Source organism: Candidatus Villigracilis saccharophilus (assembly GCF_016711665.1).
In genome coordinates, this window is sequence record NZ_JADJSO010000024.1 from 1 (window position 1) to 26,851 (window position 26,851).

The 26,851-nt window shown below is 49.2% G+C and carries 17 protein-coding genes, 1 tRNA gene and 1 pseudogene; 14 read left to right on the forward strand and 5 right to left on the reverse strand.

The features are described 5' to 3' along the window. The 3 genes and pseudogenes from IPL17_RS09940 to IPL17_RS09950 form a co-directional block, all read left to right on the forward strand. Positions 1-356, forward strand: a pseudogene (locus tag IPL17_RS09940) (hypothetical protein); the annotation flags it as partial. A 101-nt stretch (positions 357-457) separates the two neighbouring features. Then, positions 458-1,159: an AzlC family ABC transporter permease gene (locus tag IPL17_RS09945; RefSeq protein WP_345306935.1), complete on the forward strand. Its 702-nt coding sequence runs from the start codon at positions 458-460 to the stop codon at positions 1,157-1,159. Next, the gene (locus IPL17_RS09950; RefSeq protein WP_345306936.1) at positions 1,156-1,467 is read left to right on the forward strand and encodes an AzlD domain-containing protein; all 312 of its coding nucleotides are present in this window, start codon (positions 1,156-1,158) and stop codon (positions 1,465-1,467) included. The genes IPL17_RS09945 and IPL17_RS09950 overlap by 4 nt, the downstream gene beginning before the upstream one ends. A gap of 4 nt (positions 1,468-1,471) precedes the next feature. Here IPL17_RS09950 and IPL17_RS09955 read toward each other — a convergent pair whose 3' ends face one another. Together IPL17_RS09955 and IPL17_RS09960 are read right to left on the reverse strand one after the other, a co-directional pair. Beyond that, positions 1,472-1,801 (reverse strand): GGDEF domain-containing protein, encoded by a 330-nt coding sequence (locus tag IPL17_RS09955; protein WP_345306950.1) that lies wholly within the window; start codon positions 1,799-1,801, stop codon positions 1,472-1,474. Continuing rightward, on the reverse strand, positions 1,720-2,376 hold the full coding sequence (locus tag IPL17_RS09960; RefSeq protein WP_345306937.1) for a diguanylate cyclase: 657 nt from the start codon (positions 2,374-2,376) through the stop codon (positions 1,720-1,722). The genes IPL17_RS09955 and IPL17_RS09960 overlap by 82 nt, the downstream gene beginning before the upstream one ends. 124 nt (positions 2,377-2,500) lie before the next feature. Here IPL17_RS09960 and IPL17_RS09965 point away from each other — a divergent pair. The 3 genes from IPL17_RS09965 (at position 2,501) to IPL17_RS09975 (ending at position 4,868) form a co-directional block, all read left to right on the forward strand. Continuing rightward, positions 2,501-2,572 (forward strand) — tRNA-Met (locus IPL17_RS09965). A gap of 187 nt (positions 2,573-2,759) precedes the next feature. After that, complete coding sequence (locus tag IPL17_RS09970) at positions 2,760-4,088, forward strand: hypothetical protein (protein WP_345306938.1); 1,329 nt, start codon at positions 2,760-2,762, stop codon at positions 4,086-4,088. 111 nt (positions 4,089-4,199) lie between these two features. Beyond that, positions 4,200-4,868 carry a SprT family zinc-dependent metalloprotease gene (locus IPL17_RS09975; RefSeq protein WP_345306939.1) on the forward strand — a complete coding sequence of 223 codons (669 nt, stop codon included), beginning with the start codon at positions 4,200-4,202 and terminating at the stop codon, positions 4,866-4,868. Here IPL17_RS09975 and IPL17_RS09980 read toward each other — a convergent pair. From IPL17_RS09980 to IPL17_RS09990, 3 genes are read right to left on the reverse strand one after another with little or no spacing between them, the layout of a single operon-like run. Further along, positions 4,863-5,753, reverse strand: coding sequence for a helix-turn-helix domain-containing protein (locus IPL17_RS09980; RefSeq protein WP_345306940.1), 891 nt, complete (start codon positions 5,751-5,753; stop codon positions 4,863-4,865). The genes IPL17_RS09975 and IPL17_RS09980 overlap by 6 nt on opposite strands. A 60-nt stretch (positions 5,754-5,813) precedes the next feature. Then, entirely contained in the window at positions 5,814-6,113 is a 300-nt protein-coding gene (locus tag IPL17_RS09985) for a hypothetical protein (RefSeq protein ID WP_345306941.1), read from the reverse strand. Continuing rightward, positions 6,107-6,706, reverse strand: a complete 600-nt coding sequence (locus tag IPL17_RS09990; RefSeq protein ID WP_345306942.1) for a helix-turn-helix transcriptional regulator — start codon at positions 6,704-6,706, stop codon at positions 6,107-6,109. The genes IPL17_RS09985 and IPL17_RS09990 overlap by 7 nt, the downstream gene beginning before the upstream one ends. Positions 6,707-7,285: 579 nt before the next feature. On the opposite strand from IPL17_RS09990, the gene IPL17_RS09995 reads away from it, so the two are divergent. From IPL17_RS09995 to IPL17_RS10030, 8 genes are all read left to right on the forward strand, one after another. Next, positions 7,286-10,129, forward strand: coding sequence for a PAS domain S-box protein (locus IPL17_RS09995; RefSeq protein ID WP_345306943.1), 2,844 nt, complete (start codon positions 7,286-7,288; stop codon positions 10,127-10,129). Positions 10,130-10,533: 404 nt separating this feature from the next. Then, positions 10,534-11,874 carry a diguanylate cyclase gene (locus IPL17_RS10000; RefSeq protein WP_345306944.1) on the forward strand — a complete coding sequence of 447 codons (1,341 nt, stop codon included), beginning with the start codon at positions 10,534-10,536 and terminating at the stop codon, positions 11,872-11,874. A 188-nt stretch (positions 11,875-12,062) separates the two neighbouring features. Continuing rightward, complete coding sequence (locus IPL17_RS10005; RefSeq protein WP_345306945.1) at positions 12,063-15,533, forward strand: PAS domain S-box protein; 3,471 nt, start codon at positions 12,063-12,065, stop codon at positions 15,531-15,533. A 7-nt stretch (positions 15,534-15,540) separates the two neighbouring features. Further along, positions 15,541-18,708, forward strand: coding sequence for a PAS domain S-box protein (locus IPL17_RS10010; protein ID WP_345306946.1), 3,168 nt, complete (start codon positions 15,541-15,543; stop codon positions 18,706-18,708). A gap of 64 nt (positions 18,709-18,772) precedes the next feature. Continuing rightward, on the forward strand, positions 18,773-20,170 hold the full coding sequence (locus IPL17_RS10015) for a PAS domain S-box protein (RefSeq protein WP_345306947.1): 1,398 nt from the start codon (positions 18,773-18,775) through the stop codon (positions 20,168-20,170). Beyond that, entirely contained in the window at positions 20,061-22,631 is a 2,571-nt protein-coding gene (locus IPL17_RS10020) for a PAS domain S-box protein (RefSeq protein ID WP_345306951.1), read from the forward strand. The genes IPL17_RS10015 and IPL17_RS10020 overlap by 110 nt, the downstream gene beginning before the upstream one ends. Then, a complete protein-coding gene (locus tag IPL17_RS10025; protein WP_345306948.1) occupies positions 22,628-23,380 on the forward strand; it encodes a response regulator in 753 nt (250 codons plus the stop codon). Before IPL17_RS10020 ends, IPL17_RS10025 begins: the two co-directional genes overlap by 4 nt. A 159-nt stretch (positions 23,381-23,539) precedes the next feature. Then, on the forward strand, positions 23,540-26,851 hold a 3,312-nt coding region (locus IPL17_RS10030; RefSeq protein WP_345306949.1), incomplete at its 3' end, for a PAS domain S-box protein.

The window sequence follows — 26,851 nt, forward strand, 5'->3', positions numbered from 1 at the left end:
ATCGCATGGATAATGTATCCGTGACCTTTACGTTCCCCGATGGCTCAATTGGCGTGGTGGATTATCTTGCCAGCGGAGATAAATCCTTCCAGAAAGAGCGCGTGGAAGTTTTCTGCGCAGGACAGATCGCTGTGCTGGATGATTACAGGTCGCTGACGATCGTAAAAGATGGCAAGCGGAGTGTGGAAAAACTATCAGCGCAGGATAAAGGCTGGAAGAACGAGATGCAGGTTTTCGCGCGGGCGATCCGCGAGGGGGGGACTCCTCCCATTCCGTATGACCAACTCATCGGCGTGACCCAATCCACATTTGCGGCAGTCGAATCAATCCAAAACAATAAGTTGATTGAAATTTAATCTCAAGCAAAATCAGTCTGCAAAAAGAGCGAATTCGATAACGGTTCGCTCTTTTTATTTATGTAAGCAGTACAATAGGCCGAAAATATTATGGAGATTTTATGAGTGAATCACGGAAGGCATTCTTAAATGGCGTCCGCGCTGAAATTCCACTTTTGATTGGGGTGTTTCCCTTTGGAATGATTTATGGCGCACTTGCCTTGAATGCGGGGTTATCAACCCTGGCATCCCAATTGATGTCATCGATCGTGTTTGCGGGATCAGCCCAGTTTGTCACGGCCCAGCTTGTGCATGACAGCGCCCCCGGTTTCGTGATCATCCTGACCATTGCAGTTGTGAACCTGCGTCACATGTTATACAGCGCATCGCTTGCGCCGTATTTGAAAAACCTTTCACTCAAATGGAAAGCATTACTTTCATATCTGCTTACGGATGAAGCGTACGCGCCGAGCATTCTCAATTATGAAAAAGAAGGCATTACACCTGTGAGCCATTGGTTTTTATTAGGCGCGGGATTTTCATTATGGTTTATCTGGCAGATCAGTACTGCGCTTGGGATCTTTCTTGGCGCGGCAATTCCAAAAGAATGGCCGCTTGATTTTGCGCTGCCACTCACATTTATAGCCATGGTTGTCCCCATTCTAAAGAATCGGCCTATGATTGCTGCGGCAATTTCAGCGGGTGTGGTCGCATTACTGGCTTTTGGTCTGCCTTATAAATTGGGTATCATTCTCGCCGCTCTAACAGGGATCATTGTCGGGACTGTTTTGGAGAATGCCAAGTCCCCAAGGAGGGCGCTGTGAATATCTGGCTGGTTATGCTGATCGGTGGGCTGCTTACCTTTGGGATGAGATTCTCTCTTATTTATTTGTTCGGCAGGTTCGAGGTCCCGGAAACGATGCGCAAGGCGCTGCATTATGTCCCGCCTGCGGTACTCTCCGCGATTATCTTTCCTGAGTTACTTTATTCGTCGGGTAATTTTGATCTAGGTTTGGGCAATACGCGTATGCTGGCTGGGGTCGTTGCGGTCTTGGTGGCATGGTACACAAAGAATACATTACTTACCATCCTGACGGGGATGGCGGCGTTGGTGATCCTTCAGTTAATATAAAATATTAAACGAAGACCAAAAATACCTGATTTCCCCCGGCTTGTTTTGCATGCGCCATAGCCTGTCGCGCCTGTTGGATCAGCGGTTCGATCTCGGTGGACGCTGTAATCCGGGAAGCTGATGCGATGCCTGCGCTGATCTTGACCATTAGCGGCGCTTCATTTTTTACCTCGATCATGGTGCCGCGTACTCCGGCAATGACCCTCTCTGCAACCTTTTCCGCGTCCGCGCCGATCACGCCGGAAAGCAAGATCACAAACTCATCGCCCATCCAGCGGCCGATGCAATCATAAGGGCGGCTTTTCTCGCGGATGACTTGCGCAACAACGCGCAGGACATCATCACCGGTCGAGACTCCAAAGGGTCGTTAATGATCTTGAAGTTATCTACATCAAATGCGATCAAACTCAACGGCTCCGATTCGCGCCGCGCACGCTCCAGTTCACCCGCAGATTGTCTGAAGAAAGCAGGCTGGTTCATGAAACCTGTCAGGGTGTCGAATACCGCCTGGTTTTCAAGTTGAACGCGTGCAGAGGCGAGACTTTGCGAAAGCGAAATAATTCTTTCCGCCATGGTGATGCGGTCATTTAGGTCCCTGGCGCGGAACGGGCTTTGGATGATATCGTCTGCCCCGCTGGGCGCGAGATCTTCGTCAGAGCTCTTTGTGGTTATTAATATAATGTAGAGCGATTCTGCGGGTTTGGCAGCGCGGGCACGCGCTATAAATTGTGAATGACGAATATCACTGGTATCCCAATTGGCGATGAGAAAACAAAATTCTTCAGATTGTAAATGCGGCCAGATCTGTTCACTTGATTCGAGCGGAATTAATATGTCCCTGTTTTCATTCAGGATCTGCCTGATTTTTTCCAATTCCTGCGGGTTGTTTTCAAGTACCAATATTTTCATGGGGCACCTTTTGCCTATTATAGCAGGGTGTTCGTCAAGTTTTAATGGATGAATTCAATCGCATGCATATTACGTTGACAAATGCCCTTTCCCATAGTAATATTTGCCCCGCTCTAGCCCTAATGCCGAGGTAGCTCAGTGGTAGAGCAGGGGACTCATAAGCCCTTGGTCGGGAGTCCAAATCTCCCCCTCGGCACAGTTACGGACTATGAAGTTCTCTTCATACATATGGCGGTCTCTAATGAAGGAGAACGCCATGTCTGTTTTAAGAACAAAATACCAAGAATTGAATTAATATGTGTGGGGCTGGAAGGGTGTACGCGCGGAAACGGCGGACATGCTTCTCGTATAATTCTATTTTATTCTGGGAGTTAACCACGTAAATGCCGATATATGAAATTGAACATGGAATTGCGCTATGGAAAAAAGGCCAAAAGACCGAAGCGAGGCTGGTATTTAATACGATTATTAAGAACGATAGACGGAACGAAAATGCTTGGGTCTGGTATATCTATAGCCTGGAAACTGTTGGAGAGAAAATAGCGGTTTTGGAGAATTTTCTAAGAATGTTCCCCAACCACAAGGCCGGTGTAAAGGCGCTTGAGAACCTGAGAATGGAAGGGGGGCAAAAGGCTCCGATACAAACTCATCAAAAGCCAAATACTCAAAAAAACAGGAAGGTGGATCAGGCAGTCCGCCGTCCGCTTCAAAGTACACGCACGGTAAAACGATCAGGAGGTGGCCCAATACTATGGTTACTGGCCATCACGTCGGTATGTTTCCTTCTCGCTGGTTCAACATTTCTCGCTTCGCGTTATAGCTCTTTATTGTCTGAGGTTCAGGTTTTGAGATCTGATAACCAGGTATTGACACAAAATTATTTTCAGTTAAGTCAGGATTTTCAATCATTGAACTCAACAAATTTGACCTTGTTGAGCGAAAACAATGATTTGATTGGCAGGCAAAACTCCTTAAATACAGAATATTCCCTCCTGTCTGAAAAATTTACCGCCTTGACCGGAAGTTATACCAACCTCAACACCATTGCACTTAAGCCGCCCTACATTTTCGTGCATGACCGCAAAGTGGATGCCACTTTTTATGGCGCGGATGGACAATTAATTTCATGGGTAACACCCTTCTCCGATCTGGAATATGACATTGAGAATGGCGCCAATACGCGCCGTTTAATCGTTGATCAGAACGATCAGACCACAACAGTTTCCAGAAAGGATGGTTCGCTGGTATGGATCAGGGACTTCTCGATCTTCATTACACCGCACACCTTCAAAAATTTGACACCGGAACTGTATGGCAAATCAGCCACGCCGTATGAATTTATCCACCAGGCATGGTATATGATCGGGCAGTTGTCAAATTATGCCAGCGAGGATATTGAGACACCCCGTTATTCCCTGGAAACTTTATTGGCAGGCGGCGGGGATTGCGAAGATCTATCCATTTTATTAGCCAGCATGATCAAAGCGGCTCCCGTGGATTGGTATGTTGACCTCGTATATGTTGATCGAAATAATATTCATGACCCCCAGGAACCCAACCATGTGGTGGTCTATATCAATACCGGACAGGAAACTTTTATTGTTGAGACAACAGATGATCAGGATATGCTTCCATACGATGAAGGCGTAACAGGCTGGCTTGCAGGAAATTTACAGAGGGAGCACGATCCTCAGCCCATATCCCTGCATTGACCAGGTATCTTCATATGCTTTGTGTAATTTGTTCTCAACACAATGCGTGGATATCTCCTGGGGCGTCACCCGCATAAGGCGTACCCTCTCTTCCCCTATTTTTTTCTTATCATGCCAATTCAAATTGACAAGTTCACACGCAGTAAACGTAAAACCATCGCGTTGATCATCGAACGCGATGGCACGCTCACGATCCGCGCCCCAATGCGGGCATCCCGCGCAGCCATAGACGCTTTCATTCAGCAGAAAGAGGATTGGATCCTTCGTACGCGCGAAAAACTGAAGATGATCGTGCCCGATCCGATCAGACAATACGTTGATGGAGAAATGTTCCCATTCCTCGGTTCCTCCTTCGACCTGAAACTGGTCGGACCGCAGCGGCCTGCACTTAAGTTTGACAATGGCTTTACGCTCAGTCAGAATGTCCAGCATAAAAGCGCGCAATATTTCTTGAAATGGTACAAGCAACAGGCGTATGAGGTCATCTCAAAGCGTGTAACGGAATATGCTCAACGCCATCAATTTTCCCCCAAACAAGTGAAGATCAGTTCTGCCAGAACACGCTGGGGTTCATGCAGTCCGGATGGGACGCTGAACTTCACCTGGCGGCTGGTCATGGCTCCGCTGGAGGTGATCGATTATGTCGTCATCCATGAACTCGCACATTTGCGGGTTAAGAATCACTCCAGCAAATTTTGGGATGTGGTTAAGGCGATTGACCCCCAATATAAGGAAAAGAGAAAGTGGTTGAGAGAGAACGGCGGGAGATTGAATTTATAGTTTCCGTTTATCCGGGAAGGCGGCGAATTGTTCATAGCCTTCGCCCACTCGTTTGGATATTTTCTCCATGCGGTCCGCGGTCTTTCTATTTAAAGGCAGCAACTGATGCAGGTAAAGTTCGCCATGGGGGGTGATTGCCAGCAGCGTTTCAACCGTGACAAATTCATGCGCGTTATCAGGGTCCGCATCCTGGATGGGCAGTAAATAATCATCATGTTCTTCGAATAATATTTTCTGCCAGCACTTCTTAAAAGCGGGGTATTTTTCTGTATCAAGCAGCTCTTGTAGTAATGTAGCGAAATACGGTTTGGATCGGACGCGCAAGGTTCGCTTGCGGAAATAACGGGCATTCATCGAAGCCGCCCTGTTCCACTTGTTGTCATCAACGATGTCAAACAAATTTGATCGCGGATCGAATATATACCGCATCATGTTGTATTTACCAATGGTCGATTTTCCGCCCTGGAGCATTTCCGCCGGAATGTTGTAAAAATCGATCGCACAATGATTGGCCAGCACAATATCGCAAAACGCATCGGCAACAAAAACCGGAATCGTAATACAGGCGATGTGCTCGCCCGTTTCCTTGATAAAGGATCTGGCATTGAATGGTTTCTTTGTGTTGGGTCCTTCCTTGCGTACTTTTTCAACTTCTGTCACACCGCTGGCGGCAAACATGAATTCCATCCTTTCCATGGAGGTGAGTTGAAATCCATTTGCCAGTTTGAGAAGGATGTTATCTTTTAGAAGCGTACTTCTTGCTCCGCGTTCAATGTTGCTGATCGCGGAAATATCCACACCGGACCTCGCAGAGAGTTCATTCTGCGTCCAGTGCATATCATTTCGTAATGACGCGACCAGTGTGCCAAATTCAAAACGGTTCATACCTGCTCCTGAATGCAGATGGGTTCGATCTGTATAGTTTGTTTATCAGTCATCCAGTTTTTATAGTTTTCGTTTATCCGGGAAGGCGGCGAGTAACTCATATCCTTCACCCACTTTTTTTGATATTTTTGCCATTCTTTCCGCAGTCTTTCTATTTAATGGCACCAGTTGATGTAAATATATTTCGCCATAAGGCGTCAGCGCGAATAAAGTCTCGGTTGATACAAATGAATGTGCCGAAACGGTTTCAGGAGATCTGTGAATAGGTAATGCAAAATCATCTATGTCTTCGAATAAAATCCTGCGCCAGCATCTTTCAAACGCCGGGTACTTTTTATTGTCAAAGAATTCATTCAGCAATATGGGAAATATGGCTTGCAGCGTACGCGCAAAGTCCGCCTTCGAAAATAGCGGACATTGATCAATGCCAGTCTCTCCAGGCTGTCATTGCCGATGATGTCGGGGAAATTGGAGTTGGCTTGAAACACATAGCTCATCTCGTTATATCCGCCGATCACGGAATTTCCAGTTTGCATCAATTCCTTCGGGACATTATAAAACTCGATCACGCAATGGTTGACCGCCAGGATGTCGCAAAATGCGTCAGTGACAAATACAGGCATGGCAATGCGGGCGATGCGCCTGCCTGTCTCCTCTATAAATGCCTTGGCGTTGAACCGCTTCTTTGCAGGGGCATCTTCATTACGTACCTTTTCAGTTTCTGTTACGCCGCTGGCGGCAAAGAGAAATTCCATTCTTTCCATGGAGGTTAAATGAAATCCATCGGCCAGCTTGACCAGCATATTATCCTTTAACAGTGTTCTTCTTTCCCCGCGTTCAATATTACTAACCGCAGAAATATCCACGCCTGATTTTTCAGCGAGTTCAAATTGCGTCCAGCGCATATCTTCGCGCAATGATGCCACCAACCTGCCGAATTCAAAACGATTCATCCACGCTCCCGCCAGGAAATGGACTCAAAAAAATCTTTGAGTCAGTTCATAAATTTTTCTTTTGCAAAATTTATTGAATGCGTAATAATTATAGCAAGCTTATGTTCGTTGGTTTGGTTACTTTGAATAATATGACCTTTGGGGGAGCGAAATAAACCTGCCTTTTTCATAACGATCCGGCCGAGAGCGCCTTTTCATTTTAACAGGGGAAAACGCCTCGGGGCTTTATATCAGAAGGGGCAGTCACACTGACTGCCCTATGGGGTTCCAAAGCACCGCCGTAATGGCGGTGCTTTGATTCTGGCTGGGTGGGTAAAATGTGTTGAAAAACACTTGTGTAAAATTACAGAAATAATGATAATACAGGCTGGGATGGATGATTCACCTGGATGCGGACGAGAATTTTTTGAGATGTTCCTTACTTTTACAATTTTCCCAGCTTTGTGTTGGTCATTTTGGATTTGACTGAAACCGGAGCGTTTTAGAGCAGTTGAAATTATTGATTTTCAGCATATGGTCAAGTACAATCTCGTTCGTAGTGCGATTTTCATATTCATGGCCTGAAGCAGGAACAATTTGATGGCTTACGGAAAAGAATCTCCGAAAAAGAAAGTGGTTTTTTCGTCCAACAAACGTGCGTTTGGTTTGTTGTTTGAGAACCATCCCATTCCCATGTTTATTTATGATTGGGAATCACTGGCTTTTTTGGATGTTAACGACGCTGCGCTCCAAAAGTTTGGATATGCGCCAGGGGATTTAAAAGAGTCCAGCCTTGGAGATTTTCTGCCGCCTCATGAAAAAAAACGCCTGCTCGATGCTTTGCAAGCGGATCGTCGCCATCCCTTGCTGAATGCCGGCAAATGGAGCGCGCTCCGAAAAGACGGAAGCACGTGTGTCGTGGAAGTGACTTCGCATACATTGGTTTACCAGGAACGGGAAGCTGTGCTGGTAATGATGTCGGATGTTGTAAAAGAGAATGACCATCTGGCACTTTCTGAAATTGAGCTGCGTGCCTTGTTCGCATCCATGCGTGATGCGGTCTTCGTGATCGACCGCGCTGGTTTCTATCGCAAGATCGCGCCCACCAATCCTGATTTGTTGATCCTGCCGCCGCACGAATTAATAGGCAAAAATCTGCATGATTTCTTCCCTGCCGACCAGGCTGATGCTCTTCTTGCCAGGATCCATCAAGTATTGCAGACACAGCAATCTGTGCGGATTGAATACAAACTGACAATTGGCGACAGTCTGAAGTGGTTTGGTACATCCATTTCACCGATGGATTCGGACAGCACCCTTTGGGTGGCGAGCGATATCACCGAACGCAAACAGGCGGACGCGGCGCGGCTTGAATCTGAAGAACGCTTTCGATCCCTGTTTGACCATATGATGGACGGGGTCTATCGCAGTACCCACGCTGGAAAATTCGTGGACATCAATCCCGCCATGGTCAAAATGTTCGGGTATTCGAGCAGGGAGGAGATGCTTGAAGTTGATATAAAAAGGGATCTGTACTTTGCACCTGAGGAAAGGGGCAGTCATGTTTTGGATACCGGCCAGGAGGAAGTCGAAGCGTACCGCATGCGCCGCAAGGACGGGTCAGAAATATGGGTTGAAGATCACGGCTCTTATGTGCATGATGATGAAGGCGGCGTGCAATATCATGAAGGGATATTACGCGATATTACCGCGCGCAAGCGCGCGGAAGAGTCCCTTCTAAAATTAAACAAGGCTGTTGATACATCTGCCGAGGCGATCTTTCTTACCGATACACAAGGCGTCTTTACTTATGTCAACCCAGGATTTACCGCCCTTTACGGCTTCACTGCCGAAGAGGTGATCGGCAAAGCCACTCCCCGCATCTTTAAGAGCGGATTATTGAACGCGCAAGCCTATGTTGATTTTTGGGGAAAGTTGACGACCAAACAGGAAGTAAAAGGGGAATTACCCAATAAAAGAAAAGACGGAAAGATAATCTATATAGAAGGCTCTGCCACCCCGGTTGTGGATGATGGCGGTCAGATCATAGGTTATTTAGGTATCCAGCGGGATGTTACTGAACGCAAATTGGCTGAACAGGCTTTACGGAGCGCCGAAGCGAATTTCCGCTCCATTTTTGAGAACGCTACCGTCGGCATTTATCAATCCACTTTGGATGGGCGCTTTCTGCGGGTCAATCAGGTCATGGCGCATATCTTCGGATACAACTCTCCGCAGGAGATGGTCGATGACATTATCAGCATTGAGAAACAATACTATGTTGACCCAGCCGACCGCCGGGAATTTACGCGCTTGATGATCGAGCATGGGCAGGCGCATGAATTCCATAGTATGAATTATCGCAAAGACGGCAGTCACATCCATGTGCAGGAAAGCGCGCGTGCCGTGAAGGATGAGCAGGGCAACATTCAATATTATGAAGGCTTTGTCACCGACATTACCGCGCGAAAACATGCGGAAGAGTCGCTGCGCGAGAGCGAATCCCGTTTTCGTTACATGGCAGACACCACCCCGGTCATGGTCTGGATGGCCGGCGCAGATGCCATGTGTAATTATTTTAACAAGCGCTGGCTCGACTTTACCGGGCGAACGATGGAGCAGGAATCGGGTTATGGATGGATGGACGGCGTTCATCCTGATGACCGTGAGCATTGTGTCGATATTTACACCAACGCGGTCAAGGCGCGGCGTGAATTCAAAATGGAGTTTCGTTTGCGCAGCGCGGATGACAGGTATCGCTGGCTGCTGGACCATGGTGTTCCGCGCTTTTCGATGGATGGGGAATTCTTTGGCTTTATCGGATCGTGCTTTGATATCTCCGACCTAAAGCAGGCTGAGGATGAATTGACTCGCGCCAATGCTTCGCTGACAATTGCTCATCGCGACCTGGAGAAATCCCTGTTACATGAGCAGGTGCTGGCGCGCACAGACGGGCTGACCGGCCTGTACAACTACCGCTACTTCTTTGAGCTTGCCTCATACGAATTCGAAGCGTCCGATCGTTATCAAAGACCGCTTTCCATCATCATATTTGATACCGATCACTTAAAACAGGTTAATGATACGCTTGGACACCTGGCGGGTGACAGGATGCTGATTACGGTGGCCAAAACCGCCAGTTCGCAAATACGGAGTGTAGACTCGCTTGCGCGTTATGGCGGAGATGAGTTTGTGATCCTGCTGCCTCAAACCACCGAGCAGATGGCTTTTTCCATTGCAGAGCGCATACGGGAAAATGTCGCCGCCCTGCGCATGGAAACAGAAAAAGGTCCGCTTTCTGTCACGTTGAGCCTCGGGGTGGCGGGGATGTCGAGAGACCCCGTTGATGAAAGTATTGAGCAGGTTGTTCAGCGGGCTGATAAAGCCTTATACGCCGCCAAGCAAGCCGGGCGCAACCGCACCGAGCTGTTTACCGCTGAGTAAAAAACAGATAAAAAATTTAAAATGGCAGCTTGTGCAATACGGGACAATGGTATTATCGGTATAAATTTCCTTGAAACTGAGGTTTACCCGCACCGCGTAGGTGAACAATGGACCAGACCGTTTCTCCCAAGAAAAGAGCCTTGCAAATATTCCCAACCATTCTTTTGATCATATTTTTGATCGAGTTAATTGCCATGGGGGCGATGCACTTGATTTTTCATATAAAGCTTGATCTATTCATATACGTGTATTTATTGATGCCTGCCGTTGTATTGTTTTTCATTACATGCCATGGTATGGTGCGGTCTATTGTCCGGGCCATGAACCAAGCCGCCTGTACTTGCACGATTATCCTCATGCGATATTAAATTTGTGAAACTTAATACTGAGCAGCCACCATGGTAATGACCAAGATCTCAAAAAAAAACCCGCATGTTCTGATCGTTGACGACGACTCAAACCTGCTCATGACTCTGGGAGAAATCCTCAATGCCAGAGGGTTTGAGAGTGTTTGTGTATCGACGGGAGGCGGGGCGCTAAAAGCCATCAAGAGCCAGGATTTTGATGTCGCGTTGATCGATCTAAAATTGGAAGATATATCCGGCCTGGAGGTGATGCGCGGTATTAAGGCGCTCTCTCCCGCCAGCGAATGTATCCTGTTGACCGGGAACGCCTCGCAGGATTCTGCCATCGAAGCCATTCAGATGGGCGCTTTTGGCTATTTCCAAAAACCGTTTGAAATTGATCAAGTGGTGCTGTCTGTTCAACGGGCGGCCGATAAATACTACTCCACGCTGGCTTTGCGCGAAAGCGAAGAGAAATATCGGTTGGTGGCGAACTTTACCTATGATTGGGAAGCCTGGCATACGCCGGATGGAACCTATCGGTATGTCTCGCCTTCCTGTGAGCGCATTAGCGGGCACACGGCACAGGAATTTTTAGCCGACCCAACCCTCATGCTGAAGATCACGCATCCGGAAGACCAGTCGATGGTCAGCGCGCATTATCGTGCAGATAATGACGGGGTCCACGAAGCGGACATGGAGTTCGATTTTCGGATTGTGACTCCCGACGGAAAAATCCGCTGGCTGAGTCATTCCTGCACCGCCGTGTTCGGGGATGATGGCAAGTGGCTGGGACGCCGCGAAAGCAACCGCGACATTACCGATCGGAAACATGTGGAGCAGGCGCGCAGGGAGGCGAATCTCGCGTTGAAGATCATCCTCGCGCGCGAGAAGGAACTGGCGCGCACCGACCCGCTGACAGGGATCCACAACCGCCGTTATTTGTACGAATTTGCCGAACACCAGTTCGAGGTCGCTGGGCGCTATCAACAGCCGCTGGCTGTCATGATGTTTGACATCGATCATTTTAAGAAAATTAATGACAGGTTTGGACACGCTGTCGGCGACGAGATGTTGAAGCAGGTCACGCAAATTACCCGCGCTGAACTGCGTACCGCGGACGCGATCGGGCGGTACGGCGGTGAGGAGTTTATCGTTCTTTTGCCCATGACAAATGCCGCGCAGGCCTATTCTGTGGCTGAACGCATCCGCGCGAGCGCGGCAGATCTGCGTCTACCCACGGAAAAGGGGGATGCTTCCATCACGTTAAGCATCGGTATCGTTCAAATGAGACATACCCCGCAATCCGAATCGGTGGAGGTCGCATTTCGCCGCGCTGATGAAGCGATGTACGCGGCAAAACAAGCCGGACGCAATCGTATTGAGATCATTGCTTCTTAATGCCCGTAAAATTTCCTTGAAAATCCCTTCCCGCTCCACCAGACTTGAAATAAAAGTTTTAACATGAAAGGTTCGAATTGATCATTTTTTTGTTTGGTTCTTCTTTATAACTTTGCAGTAAAGGTTTAGAGATACCCGTTCTTAAGATCATGTCAATTCTGAATACAAGCGGTCAAAGGAAGTCCCTCATGAGCCATTATGATAAAAAGGAAAAACGAACAGCGTATGTTTTTATCCTCATTTTCCTTTTATTGTCGCTGGGAATTGCGTTCAGCGGGTATGTCTCCTACAATAATTTTTCAGAGCAATTTCACGAACAAGCAGGCGATCAACTCCTCACTGTTGCAAATCTTAAAGTAAATGGTCTGAGCAATTGGCGAAAAGAGCGCTTGTCTGACAGCCGATTGCTTCACGAAAATCTTGTCTTTGCAGAGTTGGTGCAGGACTATTTTGAGAATCAAAATAATTCCATCGAAGAAACAAAGATCATGGCCTGGCTCGATAATTTTCGAAGCTACACAGAATATGAAAGAATGCGTTTACTGGATACTGAGGGACAGACGCACCTCTCAAGTCCGTCTGGTTTGAGTCCGATTTCTTCGGAGGTTGTTGTACAGATCGCGGAGGTGATGGAATCGAAAGAGGTGGTGTTGGTGGATTTTTATCGCAGAAATAGCGATGAAAATATTCGCCTCGCCCTGCTCATCCCCATTCTTGATCCTCAAACACGCAGTACCGTCATTGGTGTGGTTGCCATTACCATTGATCCAAATATATATCTTTTTCCCTTTATTAAAGAGTGGCCTGCAGCCAGCAGCACCGCCGAAACCCTGCTTGTGCGAAGGGATGGGAATGATGTGCTCTTTCTGAACGAACTTCGTTTTCAGGCAAATACCTCCATGAGTTTGCGTATCCCACTCGACCAGACTGAGCATTTGGCGGTAAAGGCAGTGCAGGGACAAACCGGCGTTGTGGAAGGTGTTGATTATCGCGAACACCCAGTTATTGGAGCGTTGAAAGCGATCCCCGATTCCCCCTGGTTCTTGGTGGCGCGCATTGATATTGCCGAGGTTGAAACTCCGCTGCGAACCCGGTTATGGCAGACACTATTAATGATGGGTATGGCGATCGCGGTGGCAGGCGCGGGCTTGATCACAGTCTGGCGGCAGCAGCGTATTCAGTATTACCGTCAGCAGGCCGAATCAGCGTTGGCTGTGCGCGATAGTGAACGACAACTTAAAGAAGCACAGATGGTTGCCAGGATGGGGAGCTATCTATTAAATATCCGCACTGGAAGATGGGACAGTTCAGAAGTACTGGATAAAGTATTCGGCATTGATGAACAATTTGACCGCACGATAGAAAACTGGACAGCTTTGATCCATCCCGCGGACCGTGCGCAGATGTCCGATTACTTCACGAACGAAGTTATAGGCAATCGAATGCGTTTCGATAGGGAATATAGGATCGTCCGAAATAATGATCAGGTTGAACGCTGGGTACATGGCATGGGTGAATTGGAGTTTGATGATCAGGATCAACTTGTGTCCATGCTGGGCACCATCCAGGATATTACCGACAGCAAACTGGCGGAGGAAGCGCTCAATCGTCAAAATAATTTGTTCTCCATGCTTCTCAAAAACCTGCCGCTGGGGGTCTTCATGGTGGAAGCCCCATCCGGGAAACCATTGGTGGCGAACGATGCGGCTTTAGAACTGCTTGGGCGCGGCATTTTAGCGGATGCCTCTGCTGAAAACCTTGGTATGGTCTATAACGCTTACAAAAGAAACACTCATGATCCTTATCCTCCCGAAGAGATGCCTGTCTTGTTGGGGATGACAGGTATTTCCGCGCATGTGGATGATATGGAAATCGAACGTCCGGACGGCACCAGGATTCTTGTTGAGGTGTTCGGCTCGCCTGTGATGGATGAAAATGGACAGGTCTGGGCAAGCCTGGCCAGCTTTTCCGACATCACCGAACGGAAGCAGGCCGAGGAGATCCTCCGCGAAACCAATGAATATCTTGATAACCTGTTCAATTACGCCAATGCCCCCATCATCGTTTGGGACCCGCAATTCAAGATCACAAGGTTTAATCACGCGTTTGAAGAACTGACCGGCAGGAGCGAGCATGAAGTTTTAGGAAAGTCGCTTGAAATGCTGTTCCCACCGCATCAAATTGACTTCTCCATGGAACTCATCCGCAAGACGCAGGTGGGCGAACGATGGGAAGTGGTCGAGATCGATATTCTGCATGTGGATGGTTCGATCCGCACGGTGCTGTGGAATTCAGCCACGCTCTTCTCTGTGGATGGCAAAACCCCAGTTGCCACCATCGCGCAGGGTCAGGATATCACCGAGCGCAAGCAGGCGGAAAATATGATCACTGCTCGTTTGCGGTTGATCGAATTCTCAGCCGGTCACTCCTTGAAGGAATTGCTCGAAAAAACCTTGGATGAGGTCTGCCTGATGACAGACAGTCCGATCGGCTTTTACCATTTTGTAGAACCGGATCAGGTGACACTTTCCCTGCAAGCCTGGTCCACCCGCACCATGCAGGAGTATTGCAAGGCGGAAGGACATGGCTTGCATTACCCTGTGGAACAGGCCGGCATATGGGCCGATAGCATCCGCGAAAGGAAGCCGGTGATCCATAATGATTATGAATCACTTCCCGCTACGCTTCGCAAGGGCTTGCCGGAGGGGCACGCCGCGCTTGTGCGTGAGCTGGTGGTTCCCGTGCTGCGTGAAGACCAGATCGTTGCCATACTTGGTATTGGCAATAAAACCCAGCTTTATACTGAAAAAGATGTTGAAATGGTGAACTATTTTGCGGATGTGGCCTGGGAGATCGCTGAACGCAAACAAGCCGAACTGCAGATAGCCAATTATGCCGAACATCTCGCCCAGGAAGTAAGCGAACGCACAAGCGAACTGCGCGATGCCCAGGAACAACTCGTGCGGCAGGAACGCCTGGCTTTGATGGGGCAGCTGGCTGGCAGTATCGGTCATGAGCTCCGCAACCCGCTGGGAGTTATTTTAAATGCGGTCTACTTCTTAAAGATGGTGGCTCAAAAAGATACCAGCGACAAGGTCAAGGAATATTTGACCATCATCGAGAACGAGGCGCGCACCTCCGATAAGATCGTGACCGACCTGCTCGACTTTACCCGCCTCAAATCCATTGACCGTGAAACTGTTTCCGTTTCTGATTTGATCAGTGAGACCCTTGAACGTTTTCCCGTGCCTCCGTCCGTGGAAGTGGTCCTCGAAATTTCGCCCGACCTGCCAAAGATATATGTTGACTCTCAACACATGATCCAGATCCTTAGAAACCTGACCGTCAACGCCAGCCAGGCGATGGCATCAAAGATCATTGCGGGCTTAACCACGGGCGTATCCACAACCGGCAGACTGACCCTTTCTGCAAATGTACACGATGAGATGGTGCGCTTGAATATTCAAGATACCGGTGTTGGTATTCCCCCGGAAAACCTGCCCAAACTCTTCGAGCCGCTTTTTACCACCAAGATCAAGGGGATCGGGTTGGGGCTGGCCGTCAGCAAGAAATTGATCGAGGCGAACGGCGGCCGCATTGAGGTCAAGAGCGAAGCGGGGGTGGGCAGTACATTTACCATTTGGATGCCGGTCAAGTGAGAGATGTATGAGCATTGAAATTGACATTCACACGCTTGCCCTTTCCCTGAGTATCAGCACGGTTGTGCAGATCATTGCGCTCTTTTTCCAATATAGAGTTGATAGAACCCATCATGGGTTGGGCTGGTGGACGTTAAGCAGCGCGCTTGTTGCTCTGGGCTTCGCCTTCAATATCCTGCGTGATTATCCGTTCATGCAGCAGGTGTCTGTCATTGCCAATAACGCCCTGTTCTTTGCCGGGATGATTTTCCTTTATGTTGGAATCCTGCGTTTCTTTGACCAGCGCGAAAACCGCGGGCGGCTGATCGTTATCTATGGCAGTTTTTTGCTGGTTATGATCAATTTTACATATCTCCTCGACGATATAAATATTCGGCGGGTGGTCATGTCGGTTGCGATCGCTGCCATTTCATTCTTGATCGCCTGGACCCTCTATTCTCAAAAAGTTCGTTCCACTACATCATCTGCCAATTTTCTGGCTGTGGTGATGCTGGTGAATGGCGCATTCTTCACCATGCGCATTCTGGCTACTTTTTTTGGGGCGACAGAAGAGAGCGCCTTTGCTCCCACGCTGACACAGGCCTCGATGTATCTCCTCATCCTTGTGACTGGTATGCTGACCACTTCTGGACTGATCCTGATGGTCAATCAGCGCGTTAATGTGGAAAACCGCGAGGCCAGGCAAAACTATGAAATGCTATTCAATACCAGCCCCGATGCGGTTGTGATCACGCGTTTGAGCGACGGTTTTTTTGTAGAGATGAATGACGGATTTTTTACTATGACCGGTTTTACCCGTGCTGATGTGATCGGCAGATCATCCCTCGAAATTAATCTTTGGAAAAATCCAGCGGAGCGCCAGGAACTTGTGCGGCTGTTAAAAGAAAAAGGGGCCTGCGAAAATCTGGAAGCCGTTTTTCAACGCAAGGATGGCAGTGAACTTATTGGGATGGTGTCTGCCAAGGTCATTCTCATGCAAGGCGCTCCGCATATGATCAGCGTGACCCGCGATATTACTGAACGCAAGCGGATCGAGGTTGAGAAGGAAAACGTGCATGCCAGACTGCGGACTCTTTCGGTAGCCATCGAGCAGAGTCCGGTGACCACGGTCATCACCGACCTGGATGGGCATATTGTGTTCGTGAATCCGAAGTTCACAGAGACGACTGGCTATACGGCTGAAGAGGCGATCGGGCAAAATCCCAGGATCTTAAAAACTGATTTCAAGCCGAGCTCGGAATATAAAGAATTATGGAGTACGATCCTATCCGGCCAGAGCTGGCATGGGATCTTTCAAAATAAGAAGAAAAATGGTGCACTCTACTGGGAATCTGCAACGATCTCCCCGGTCAAAGACGAGCACGGCGCGATCACGCATTTTCTGGCGGTCAAGGAAGATATTACTGAACGCAAACAGGCTGAAGAAGCGCTGCGTGAGAACCAGCGTTTTCTATCTCAACTGATCGAAAACAATGGCGCGATCATTTTTGCAAAAGACCGCGCGGGGCGCTACGAACTTGTCAATAAGAAATGGGAGGATGAGGTCGGCATCCAGCGCGATTTTGCGATCGGAAAAACCGACGCGGAGATATTCCCCGGGCACATGAGCGCCGAGCATCATCAAAGCGATCTTCAAGTGATCGAAAGCAAAGGAGTTGTAAAAACCGAGGATGCATTCCGTGGCGTGATGGGAAATAGATTTTACGCCACCATAAAATTCCCATTGCTGGATGATAACAATGAGGTCAAGGGCGTGTGCGGTGTGACCACGGATATCACCGAGCGCAGGCAGGCGGAGGAAGAACTCAGCCAGTCGCGGACTTTGTTCCACCTTTTGATCGAAAGCCTGCCCCAGAATATTTATGTCAAGGACACGAATGGCCGCTTTATTTTTGCCAATCAACATTACTGTGCGACAGAAGGCAAGCCGCTGGAAGAGATTTTGGGGAAGACTGATTTCGAACTCCATCCGCTTGAATTGGCTGAAAAATATCTGCTGGATGACCGCCGCGTGATCGAAACGGGAAAGACCGTTGAAGTTGTCGAGGAACATCAACCCATTGGTGGGGAGAAAACCTTTGTGCAGGTGATCAAAACACCGTTTCACTTCTTTGAAGGGAATGCGGCGGGTGTCTTGGGCATTTTTTGGGATGTTACTGAGCGCAAACAGGCAGAGGATGCTCTGCAGCAGAGCGCAGAGGAAATGGAGCGCATTAACCGTCAGCTTGAAATCTCTATTAGTAATGCCAATGAGATGGCCGCCCAGGCGGTTCAGGCTGAAGCGATGATCCGTGAGAGCGAGGAAAAATTCAGGGTCCTGGCAAATTTATTGCCGCAGATCGTTTTTGAATCGGACGCGCAGGGAAACCTTACCTATGTCAATAGGCAGGCTTATAAGATCTTTGGATATTCAGAAGATGAGCAGATCCTGGGGATAAGTACGCTCGATTTTTACTCCCCTGAATCCAGGTTGAATGCCGTTGAAAATATAAGGCGCAGTCTGTCTGGCGAACCATTGGGAAGTAATGAATACACAATGGTCCGCAAGGATGGTTCAATGTTTCAAGCCCTGGTTTACTCGAACCCGATTATGAGGGATGGCAAACGAGTCGGGTTAAGAGGGATCATTGTTGATATCACCGAGCGAAAGCAGCTCGAGGATGAATTGCACCATCAAGCCACGACAGATAGCCTGACAGGCATATATAACCGCCGTCACTTTGAGCAATTGGCAACCGCTGAAATGAAACGCGCCATTCGTTTAAACCATTCACTGGCAATCGCGCTGATCGATATTGACCACTTTAAGACTGTCAATGATACGCACGGTCATGCGGCTGGGGATGAAGCCTTGCTGGCCTTTAAGAACCTTTGCCAGAAGAATATCCGTGAAATAGACATATTTTCACGCTTTGGCGGTGACGAGTTCGCGCTGCTTCTGCCGGAAGCCAATTGCGAACAAGCCATGATCGTGGTCGAACGCATCCGCGCGGCTGTCGCGGCGGAGCCGATCCATTTTAACGGCAGGCGGGTTGCGCTTACGATCAGTTCAGGTGTTGCCAATTTATCCGGAAACGATGAAGATTTCGATAAACTCCTGAGCAAGGCAGATCAAGCCCTGTACCGCGCCAAGGAAGCAGGCCGGAATAAAGTGGCAGGTTGTGGTGGGTCGTGAAAATTTTCATGATGATTTACCCCGGTTCATATCAAGCACACCACAAAATGAAAGAGATGTTCTTATGAAATGGAATATGATAATTTCTGTTGGCTTACTCGCGGCTGCCGATCAATGGGCAGTCTTTCCGGAGTTTGAAAGCCTTTTGCAGTTTCACAAATCATCCTGGGGGATCATCGTATTTTTGTTCCTGGCTGTCCTTTTATTTATTTTTTGGGCCTGGACTTTGTCATTGCGGCGCGCGGTGAAGACACGTACCAAATCTTTGGAGATGGAAGTGCGGGAACGCAGGCAGGCGGAAGAGGCGCTGCGCATCAAGGAAGAACAGTATCGCGCCGTTGTAGAGTCTTCATCGGACTATATTATGCGTTATGACCGCGATTTTAGACATATTTATGCGAATCGGAAGGCGCTCGAAGTAACGGGTTTGCCGCCCGAGCAGTACATAGGCAAGACCCATCGCGAGATGGGTTTTCCGGAGCATTTGTCTGAGTTGTGGGAGCAGAACATTCAAAAAGTTTTTGACACGGGCAAGCCTTCAAAGGTCGAATTTGAAGTTGACCTGGCGGAAGGAATGATGCAGCTTGACCTCACGTTCAACCCGGAATTCTCTCTTGATGGCAGGGTAAATAGTGTCGTGGGTATTTCCCGGGATGTTACTGAGCGTAAAAAAGCCGAGGAAGCGCTGCGCGCAAGCGAGACTCGCTGGCAGACCGTTATCAACACCTCTCCGGATGGGATATGCATTGCTTCGATGGATGGTGTGATTCAATTCGTATCGGATAAATTACTGACCGTGCATGGCTACGAGCGGCCTGAAGACATGGTTGGTAAGCATATGTTTGAATTCCTCGACGCGTCCTATCATGAACAGGCATCGGTAAAAATCCAGGAAATGATGGACGGTCACTACACGGGTGTCAAGGAATTCAAGCTGATCAGGAAGAACGGTCAGCGCTTCTATATGGATGTCAACGCCGAGGTCTTGCGTGATGATAACGGCCGGCCTGTTAGTATTTTCTTCGTGGAGCGCGATGTTACCGAGCGCAAACATGCCGAGGAAGTTTTGCGCGAGAGCGAATCTCGATTCCGCAGTTACTTTGAGCTGCCCCTGGCTGGACGCGCCATTACTTCCCCTGAGAAAGGCTGGGTCGAAGTTAATGATGCTTTGTGTGCCATGCTTGGTTATACCAAATCCGAATTAATTCAAATGACCTGGGTTGATCTGACGCACCCCGATGATCTCGCCGCAGACCTGGCGCAATTCAAGCGGGTCATGGCGGGTGAGGTTGATGGATACACCCTTGAAAAACGTTTCATCAAAAAAGAACGGTCAGCCGGTCTGCACCAATATGGCGGTTCACTGCCTGCGAACCCCCGATGGAACAGTCGATTATTTTGTGGCTTTGATCCAGGATATTACCGAGCGCAAACAGACGGAAGAAGCGCTTCGAAAAAGTGAAGAACAATTCCGCTCAGTGATCGAACAGGCCCCCATCGGGATGGTCATCGTCCGCAGTAGTGACGGCGCGATCCTGTTCCAGAATGAACGCTTTACCCAGCTCTTTGGCTACACAATGGCAGATATCCCCAACATCCAGGATTGGTGGCAAAAGGCCTATCCAGACGAAGACTATCGCCGCGCAGTGATGGAAGAGTGGAACGCCGCGATGGCTACGGCGATGCGCGAAGGCGCGGATATTGGCGGAAAACAATTAAACATAATCTGTAAGAATGGCGTGGCGCGGATCGCGGAGGTTACCGGTATTGTCATTGGAGAAAATTTTCTGGCAACCTTTACCGATATTACAGAACGAAAACAGGCCGAGGAAGCCCTGCGTGAAAATCAGGAGTTGTTCTCGCTTTACCTGCTCCATTCCCCAATTTATACCTACATCAAAGAAGTGACCCCTACCGAAAGCCGTGTCGTGCAGGCCAGTGAGAATTTTTATAAAATGATCGGTATCTCGAACCAGGAAATGCTCGGGAAGAATATGACCGAACTCTTCCCGCCGGAATTTGCCGCCAAGATCACCGCGGATGATTGGGATGTTGTTTCCAGGGGGGATGTACTGAAACTGGATGAAAATCTTAATGGAAGAAACTACATCACCATCAAGTTCCCGATCAGCCTTGCAGGAAAAAAGATGCTGGCAGGCTACACTATTGACATCACGGAACGGGTACAGGCAGAAGAGGTAGCGCACCGCATGGCTGACCGCTGGGCGATTCTATACCGCGCGGGCGAGGAGATCAGCGCCAGCCTGGATTCAGAACAAGTCTTTCAAGCAGTGTATCGCGCGGTACGCCAGGTAATGCCGTGCGAGGATTTCCTGATCTGTTTATACGATGAAGTCCATCATCTCATGGGCGGGGAATTTATTCTTGAAAATGGAAATCGCATGGATGCGGAACCCTATCCGGCAGACCGCGGATTGGGCGGGCATGTTGTCCATACCGGTCAAGTGGTCCTCCTTAACAGTCCCATGCAGATCAGCGCAAGCGGCATCAAATTTATGCCGTATGGCAGCGGAGTGGTCACCTCCTCTGTGCTGGCTGTGCCAATGCAGCTCAAAGCAAAAACGATCGGCATGATCTCCGCCCAGAGCTATCATTCAGACGCATACACGACTGACGATCGGGAATGGCTTGAGATTTTGGCCGGTCACGCCGCGACCGCCATCGAAAATGCGAGTTTGTTCAAGCAGGCTCAACTGGAGATTGCCGAACGCAAGTTATCGGAAGAAGCCCTGGGCGAGAGCGAACAAAAATACCGACGGATCGTGGAAACTTCGATCGAAGGCATCATCTCCTTGTACAAGGATGGCCGTATCACATTCATCAATCAGCAGATGGCCGCCATGCTTGGATATAGTATCGATGAGATGCTCGGGAAAAAATTCGAATCATTCCTGCCTGAAGATCAACTTAGCGATCATTACGCGCAAATGGAACTTCGTTTACAGGGAAAGTCTTCTGTTTATGAACGTTGTTTATTGGGCAAGGATGGGCGCAGGCATTGGGTGCTGGTCTCTGGAAAAGCGATCCTTAATATAGACGGCGAGCCGGAAGGGTCCTTCGGCATGGTCACTGATATTACCGACCGCAAGCAGGCCGAGGAAAATATCCAAAAGCTGAATGCCGAACTTGAAAAGCGCGTCGAAGAACGCACTCGTGAATTGCGTGACGCGCAAGAGCAGCTCGTCCGCCATGAGAAACTGGCTGTGCTTGGGCAGATGGCCAGCAGTGTCGGTCACGAACTGCGCAACCCGCTGGCGGTTATCACCAGCGCCATCTACTACCTAAAGCTCGTCCAGCCGGATGCGGATGCGAAGATCAAACAGTACCTCGGCATTATTGATCAGGAAGTGCGCAACTCAGATAAGATCATTACCGACCTGCTGGACTTCGCCCGCATCAAATCTGTTGACCGTGAAGCTGCTTCTGTTTCCGGGCTGATCGGTCAAACCCTTGAACGTTTCCCCGTGCCTCAGCCCATCACGGTGACTCTTGATATTCCATCAGACCTGCCGCAGGTTTTTGTTGACCCGCGCCAGATGGTGCAGGTGCTTGGTAATTTGACGGTTAACGCCTGTCAGGCCATGACCTCGGCGGGTATGTTAAACAATGGACAATTGTCACTACACAGTCATGTACAAAATGATATGATAATTATCATGGTGAAAGACACCGGTATGGGGATCTCACCGGAAAACATGAATAAACTTTTTGAACCGCTCTTCACCACCAAGACCAAAGGAATCGGATTGGGACTTGCTGTCAGCCGCAAACTGATCGAGGCAAATGGGGGGCGTATCGAGGTCCAGAGTGAAGCGGGTGTGGGGAGTTCCTTTACCTTGTATTTACCAATTTACGACCCGAATGCGGTACGTGTTACCGTGCGAGATAAGGAGGCAAAATGAATGAAATTTTTCGTATCTTGATCGTGGATGACGATCGACGCATGACGCGCACGCTGGCCGACATTTTTTCTTTGTCCGGGTACGAGGTGACAGAGGCAGAGTCCGGCGCGGACGCGCTCGAAAAAGTGGGCAAAATGACCTTTGACTGTGTCTTGAGCGATATTAAAATGCCTGAGATGGACGGCGTGGAGCTGCACCGCCGTTTGCGTGAAATTCAGCCCGGCCTGCCTGTGGTGCTGATGACCGCCTTCGCCGCTGACGAACTGATCCGCCTTGGGCTGGATGAAGGCGTGGCTGGTGTGTTCGACAAGCCATTGGATATTAACTATTTGTTGGGCTTTTTCACTTCACTGCAAAAAAATCACACGATCGTGATCGTGGATGATGACCAGGCTTTCTGCAAGACTCTGGATGATATTCTGTGCCTGCGCGGATTTAAGGTGACGCAGATCACCGATCCGCATGTGGATGTGGATTCGTTTACAACAAACGCGCAGGTGATCCTGCTTGACCTGAAATTTAACGGTATCAACGGGGTGGATGTGCTCAAGGACATCCGCAAAAAGAATCCAACCCTGCCGGTGTTAATGGTGACCGGGCATCGTCAGGAAATGGCGCCTGCCATTGAAGCCGCCCTGCAGATCAACGCCCACGCCTGCCTGTACAAACCGCTGGAGATCCCGAAACTGCTTCAGATCCTGGCTGATCTTCAAAAGGTACGTTTGAGAGGTTTGCTAAAGAAAAAATAGGCACGCGTCGCCGTCCCGGACAATCTCAAAACAAGCGGGTTTGTATATAGTCCAATCACCCGCATCCAGACTTTGAGTAAAACCAAAAGAAATCCTGGAGAAAGATCGATTAACGAAAGCGCAGCATATTTCAATGGCGACTCTCCGCGAGTAATAAATATGGATAAACAGATTCCACACATCCTTGTCGTAGATGATGACCCGAACATGATCGGGACCGTCAGTGATATTCTACTTACAAAGGGATTCGAGCCGCTCACCGCGCTGACGGGCGGCGAGGCGTTGCTTCTGGCTGGAGAACATTATATTGCGGCGGCCCTGATCGACCTGCGTTTGGGGGATATGGATGGGCTGGAAGTACTGCGCCGCCTTAAGGAGCAGGCCCCTGATATCGAGTGCATCCTATTGACCGGACATGCCTCGCAGAGTTCGGCCATTGAAGCCATTCGGATGGGCGCGTTTGGTTATTTCCAAAAGCCGTTTGATATTGAACAGGTTCTGCTCTCCCTTCGTCAAGCCGTGGAGAAAAACACGACAGCGAAAGCCCTGCGCGATAACGAGGCGCGCTATCGCCTCTTGTTCGAAAGCGCGCCGGTGGGTATTTTTTCCGCAACCTGTGATGGCAGGATCATTGAAATTAACCCCACCGCGTTACAGATTTTGGGATCGCCCTCCGTTGAAGCGACCAGGGCGATTAATCTGTTGACTTTTCCATTATTGGTGGCGACTGGTTTTTCGGCTAATTTTAAGACCTGCGCTGAGAGCGGGCTGCCTGTATTCGCCGAGCAATCCTATACCAGCAAATGGGGAAAATCGGTTTACGCCCAGTACAGCTTGACCCCCATTCAGGGTGTGGATAAAAACATCACGATGATCCAGGTGATCATTGAAGACATCACCGACCGCAAACAGATGGAAAACTCTTTGCGCGAAAGTGAAGAACGCTACCAATTGGCGAACCTGGCTACTTCCAACGCGGTTTGGGATTGGGATATCCAAACCGATAAGGTTTGGTGGAACGAGAATTTTAGAATTATATTTGGTTATTCAAAAGATGATATTGAATTCAATTACCACTCGATGATGAGCCTCGTTCATCCGCAGGATTTTGAGCGGGTGAAAAAGAGCATGGACTCTGCCATCAATTCCGGACAGCAGAACTGGTTTGAGCAGTACCGCCACCGTCGTAAGGATGGCAGTTATGCGGAAGTTGAAGACCACGGTCTCATCAGCCGTGATACGACCGGCAAGCCTCTGCGCATGATCGGCGCGATCAAGGATATTACCGAGAGTAAACTTTCGGAAGATGCCCTGCGCGAAAGCGAAAAACGCTACCACGATCTGTTTGAGGATTCTCCGATCGCGCTGCGGGAGGAGGATTATTCAGAGGTTAAAAAATATCTGGACCATTTAAAGCAACAGGGTGTCACGGATTTTCAACAATATTTTGAGTCGCATCCGGAATCCGTTTTTGATTGCGCCGCCAAGGTCAAAGTTGTAGATGTAAACAAAGCGGCATTGAAAATGTACCGGGCAGACAGTAAATATAACATTCCCTTTAACTTTGCCGAGATCCTGGACAATACCGCCCTCGAACATTTTGTGGATCAACTGGTATATATTGCCGCAGGGCAGACCGAATTCAACTGGGAAGGAGTTGACCACACGATCGACGGCAGACAGATCAATGTGGATGTGCGCTGGTCTGTGGCGGCGGGGTATGGCAAAGACCTGTCAAAGGTGATCGTCTCGCTTCAGGATATTACCGAACGCAAGCAGGCTGAAGAGGAGATCGGAAGGAAGCAAGCGCTGCTTGCTGAAGCCCAGCGTATCGGGAAGATCGGTCATTGGGAATGGTCGGCGGGCACTGGCGATGAGTTGATCTGTTCAGATGAGATGTACAACATCCTGGAAATCCCGCAGGATGGCCGCCGAATTACACGGAAAACGATCGCGGACATGTTGGTCCCGCAAGACCGTGAAAAATTACAGGAAATGGACAGGATCGTTTTCTCGGAACGCGCGGATATAGATTACGAATACCGCATCATACTGCCGGGGGACAGGTTGTCATGGATCCACCAGCATGTGAAGATCACTTATGGGGCAGACGGCAGTCCCTTGCGCATGATCGGGGTCATCCAGGATGTGACCGAACGAAAGCTGGTGGATGATGCTCTGCACAAGAGCGATGTTCAGTATAGATTGCTTGCCAATAACATTTCGGATGTGATCTGGATCCTGGATATGGAATCCGGTATCTACACCTATGTCAGTCCTTCGGTGGAGCAGCTGCGCGGTTATAGCGTGGCGGAAGCCATGGCGCAACGTATGACGGAGAGCCTTACTCCTGCTTCGTTTGAGAAAGTTCAAAAGATCATTCCTGAGCGGCTTGCGGAAGCGCAGAGCGGGATTGAATTAAATTATACCGATGAGGTCGAACAGCCCTGCAAGGATGGTTCCACGGTCTGGACCGAGGTGATCTCCCATTATATTTTCAATGTGGAAAGCGGCCACTGGGAAGTGTATGGTGTTTCGCGAAACATCACAGAACGTAAACAGGTTGAAGAATTTGTTGCACGGCAAAGCCGTCAGCTTAAGTTATTGTATGAAACCAGCCAGCAATTAAACCGTACGCTTGACCTGCAGGAGATCTATCAAGCGGTCTGTGATTTTATGTCCAAGATCGCCGTCAATGACAGTTTGATCATATCCGCCTTTGACCGTGAAACGCAGTTGATCACCTGCCGCGCCTATTGGATCGAAAACAGGTGGCTGGATGTCAGCCCGTTCCCGTCCATTCCATTGGAAGAGGAAGGCAGGGGCACGCAAAGTATGGTCATTCGCAGCGGTCAATCCATGCTGATCGATGACTATCAGGAGTATCAGAAAAAAGTGCAGGCTCGTTACCGGGTCAATTCTGAGACCAATGAGGTTGATACAGAAAGCGCACCGGATGAGGATCTCCCGCGTTCAGCGTTGATCGTTCCGCTTAAGATCGGCGGGCAGGTCAGCGGAGTGATCCAGGTGCTAAGCTGCAGTCTGCATGCCTACACCGAAAATCAATTAAACATGTTGGAGGCGCTGACGCTGCATATCGCATCTGCCGAGCAAAATGCCCTGCTCTATGCGCAGGTGCAGACTGAATTGATCGAACGCAGGCTGGTGGAAAGATCGCTGCGTGAGCGTGAAGAACAATACCGCATCCTGGTCGAACAACTTCCGGCTGTCGTATATCTTGACGATGTTTCCGTTGAGGGACGGTCCTTGTATATCAGCCCTCAGATCAAAAATGTGTTGGGATTTACCCCGCAGGAATGGCTCGAGAACTCGCCCGGGCTTTGGAAGAAACAGATCCATCCAGACGACCTGCAGCGATGCTATGACGGATTCTTGCGTTGTTACCGTGACGGAGTGTCATTTGATGCTGAATATCGGATGTTCTCCGCCGATGGCCGTTTATTATGGTTT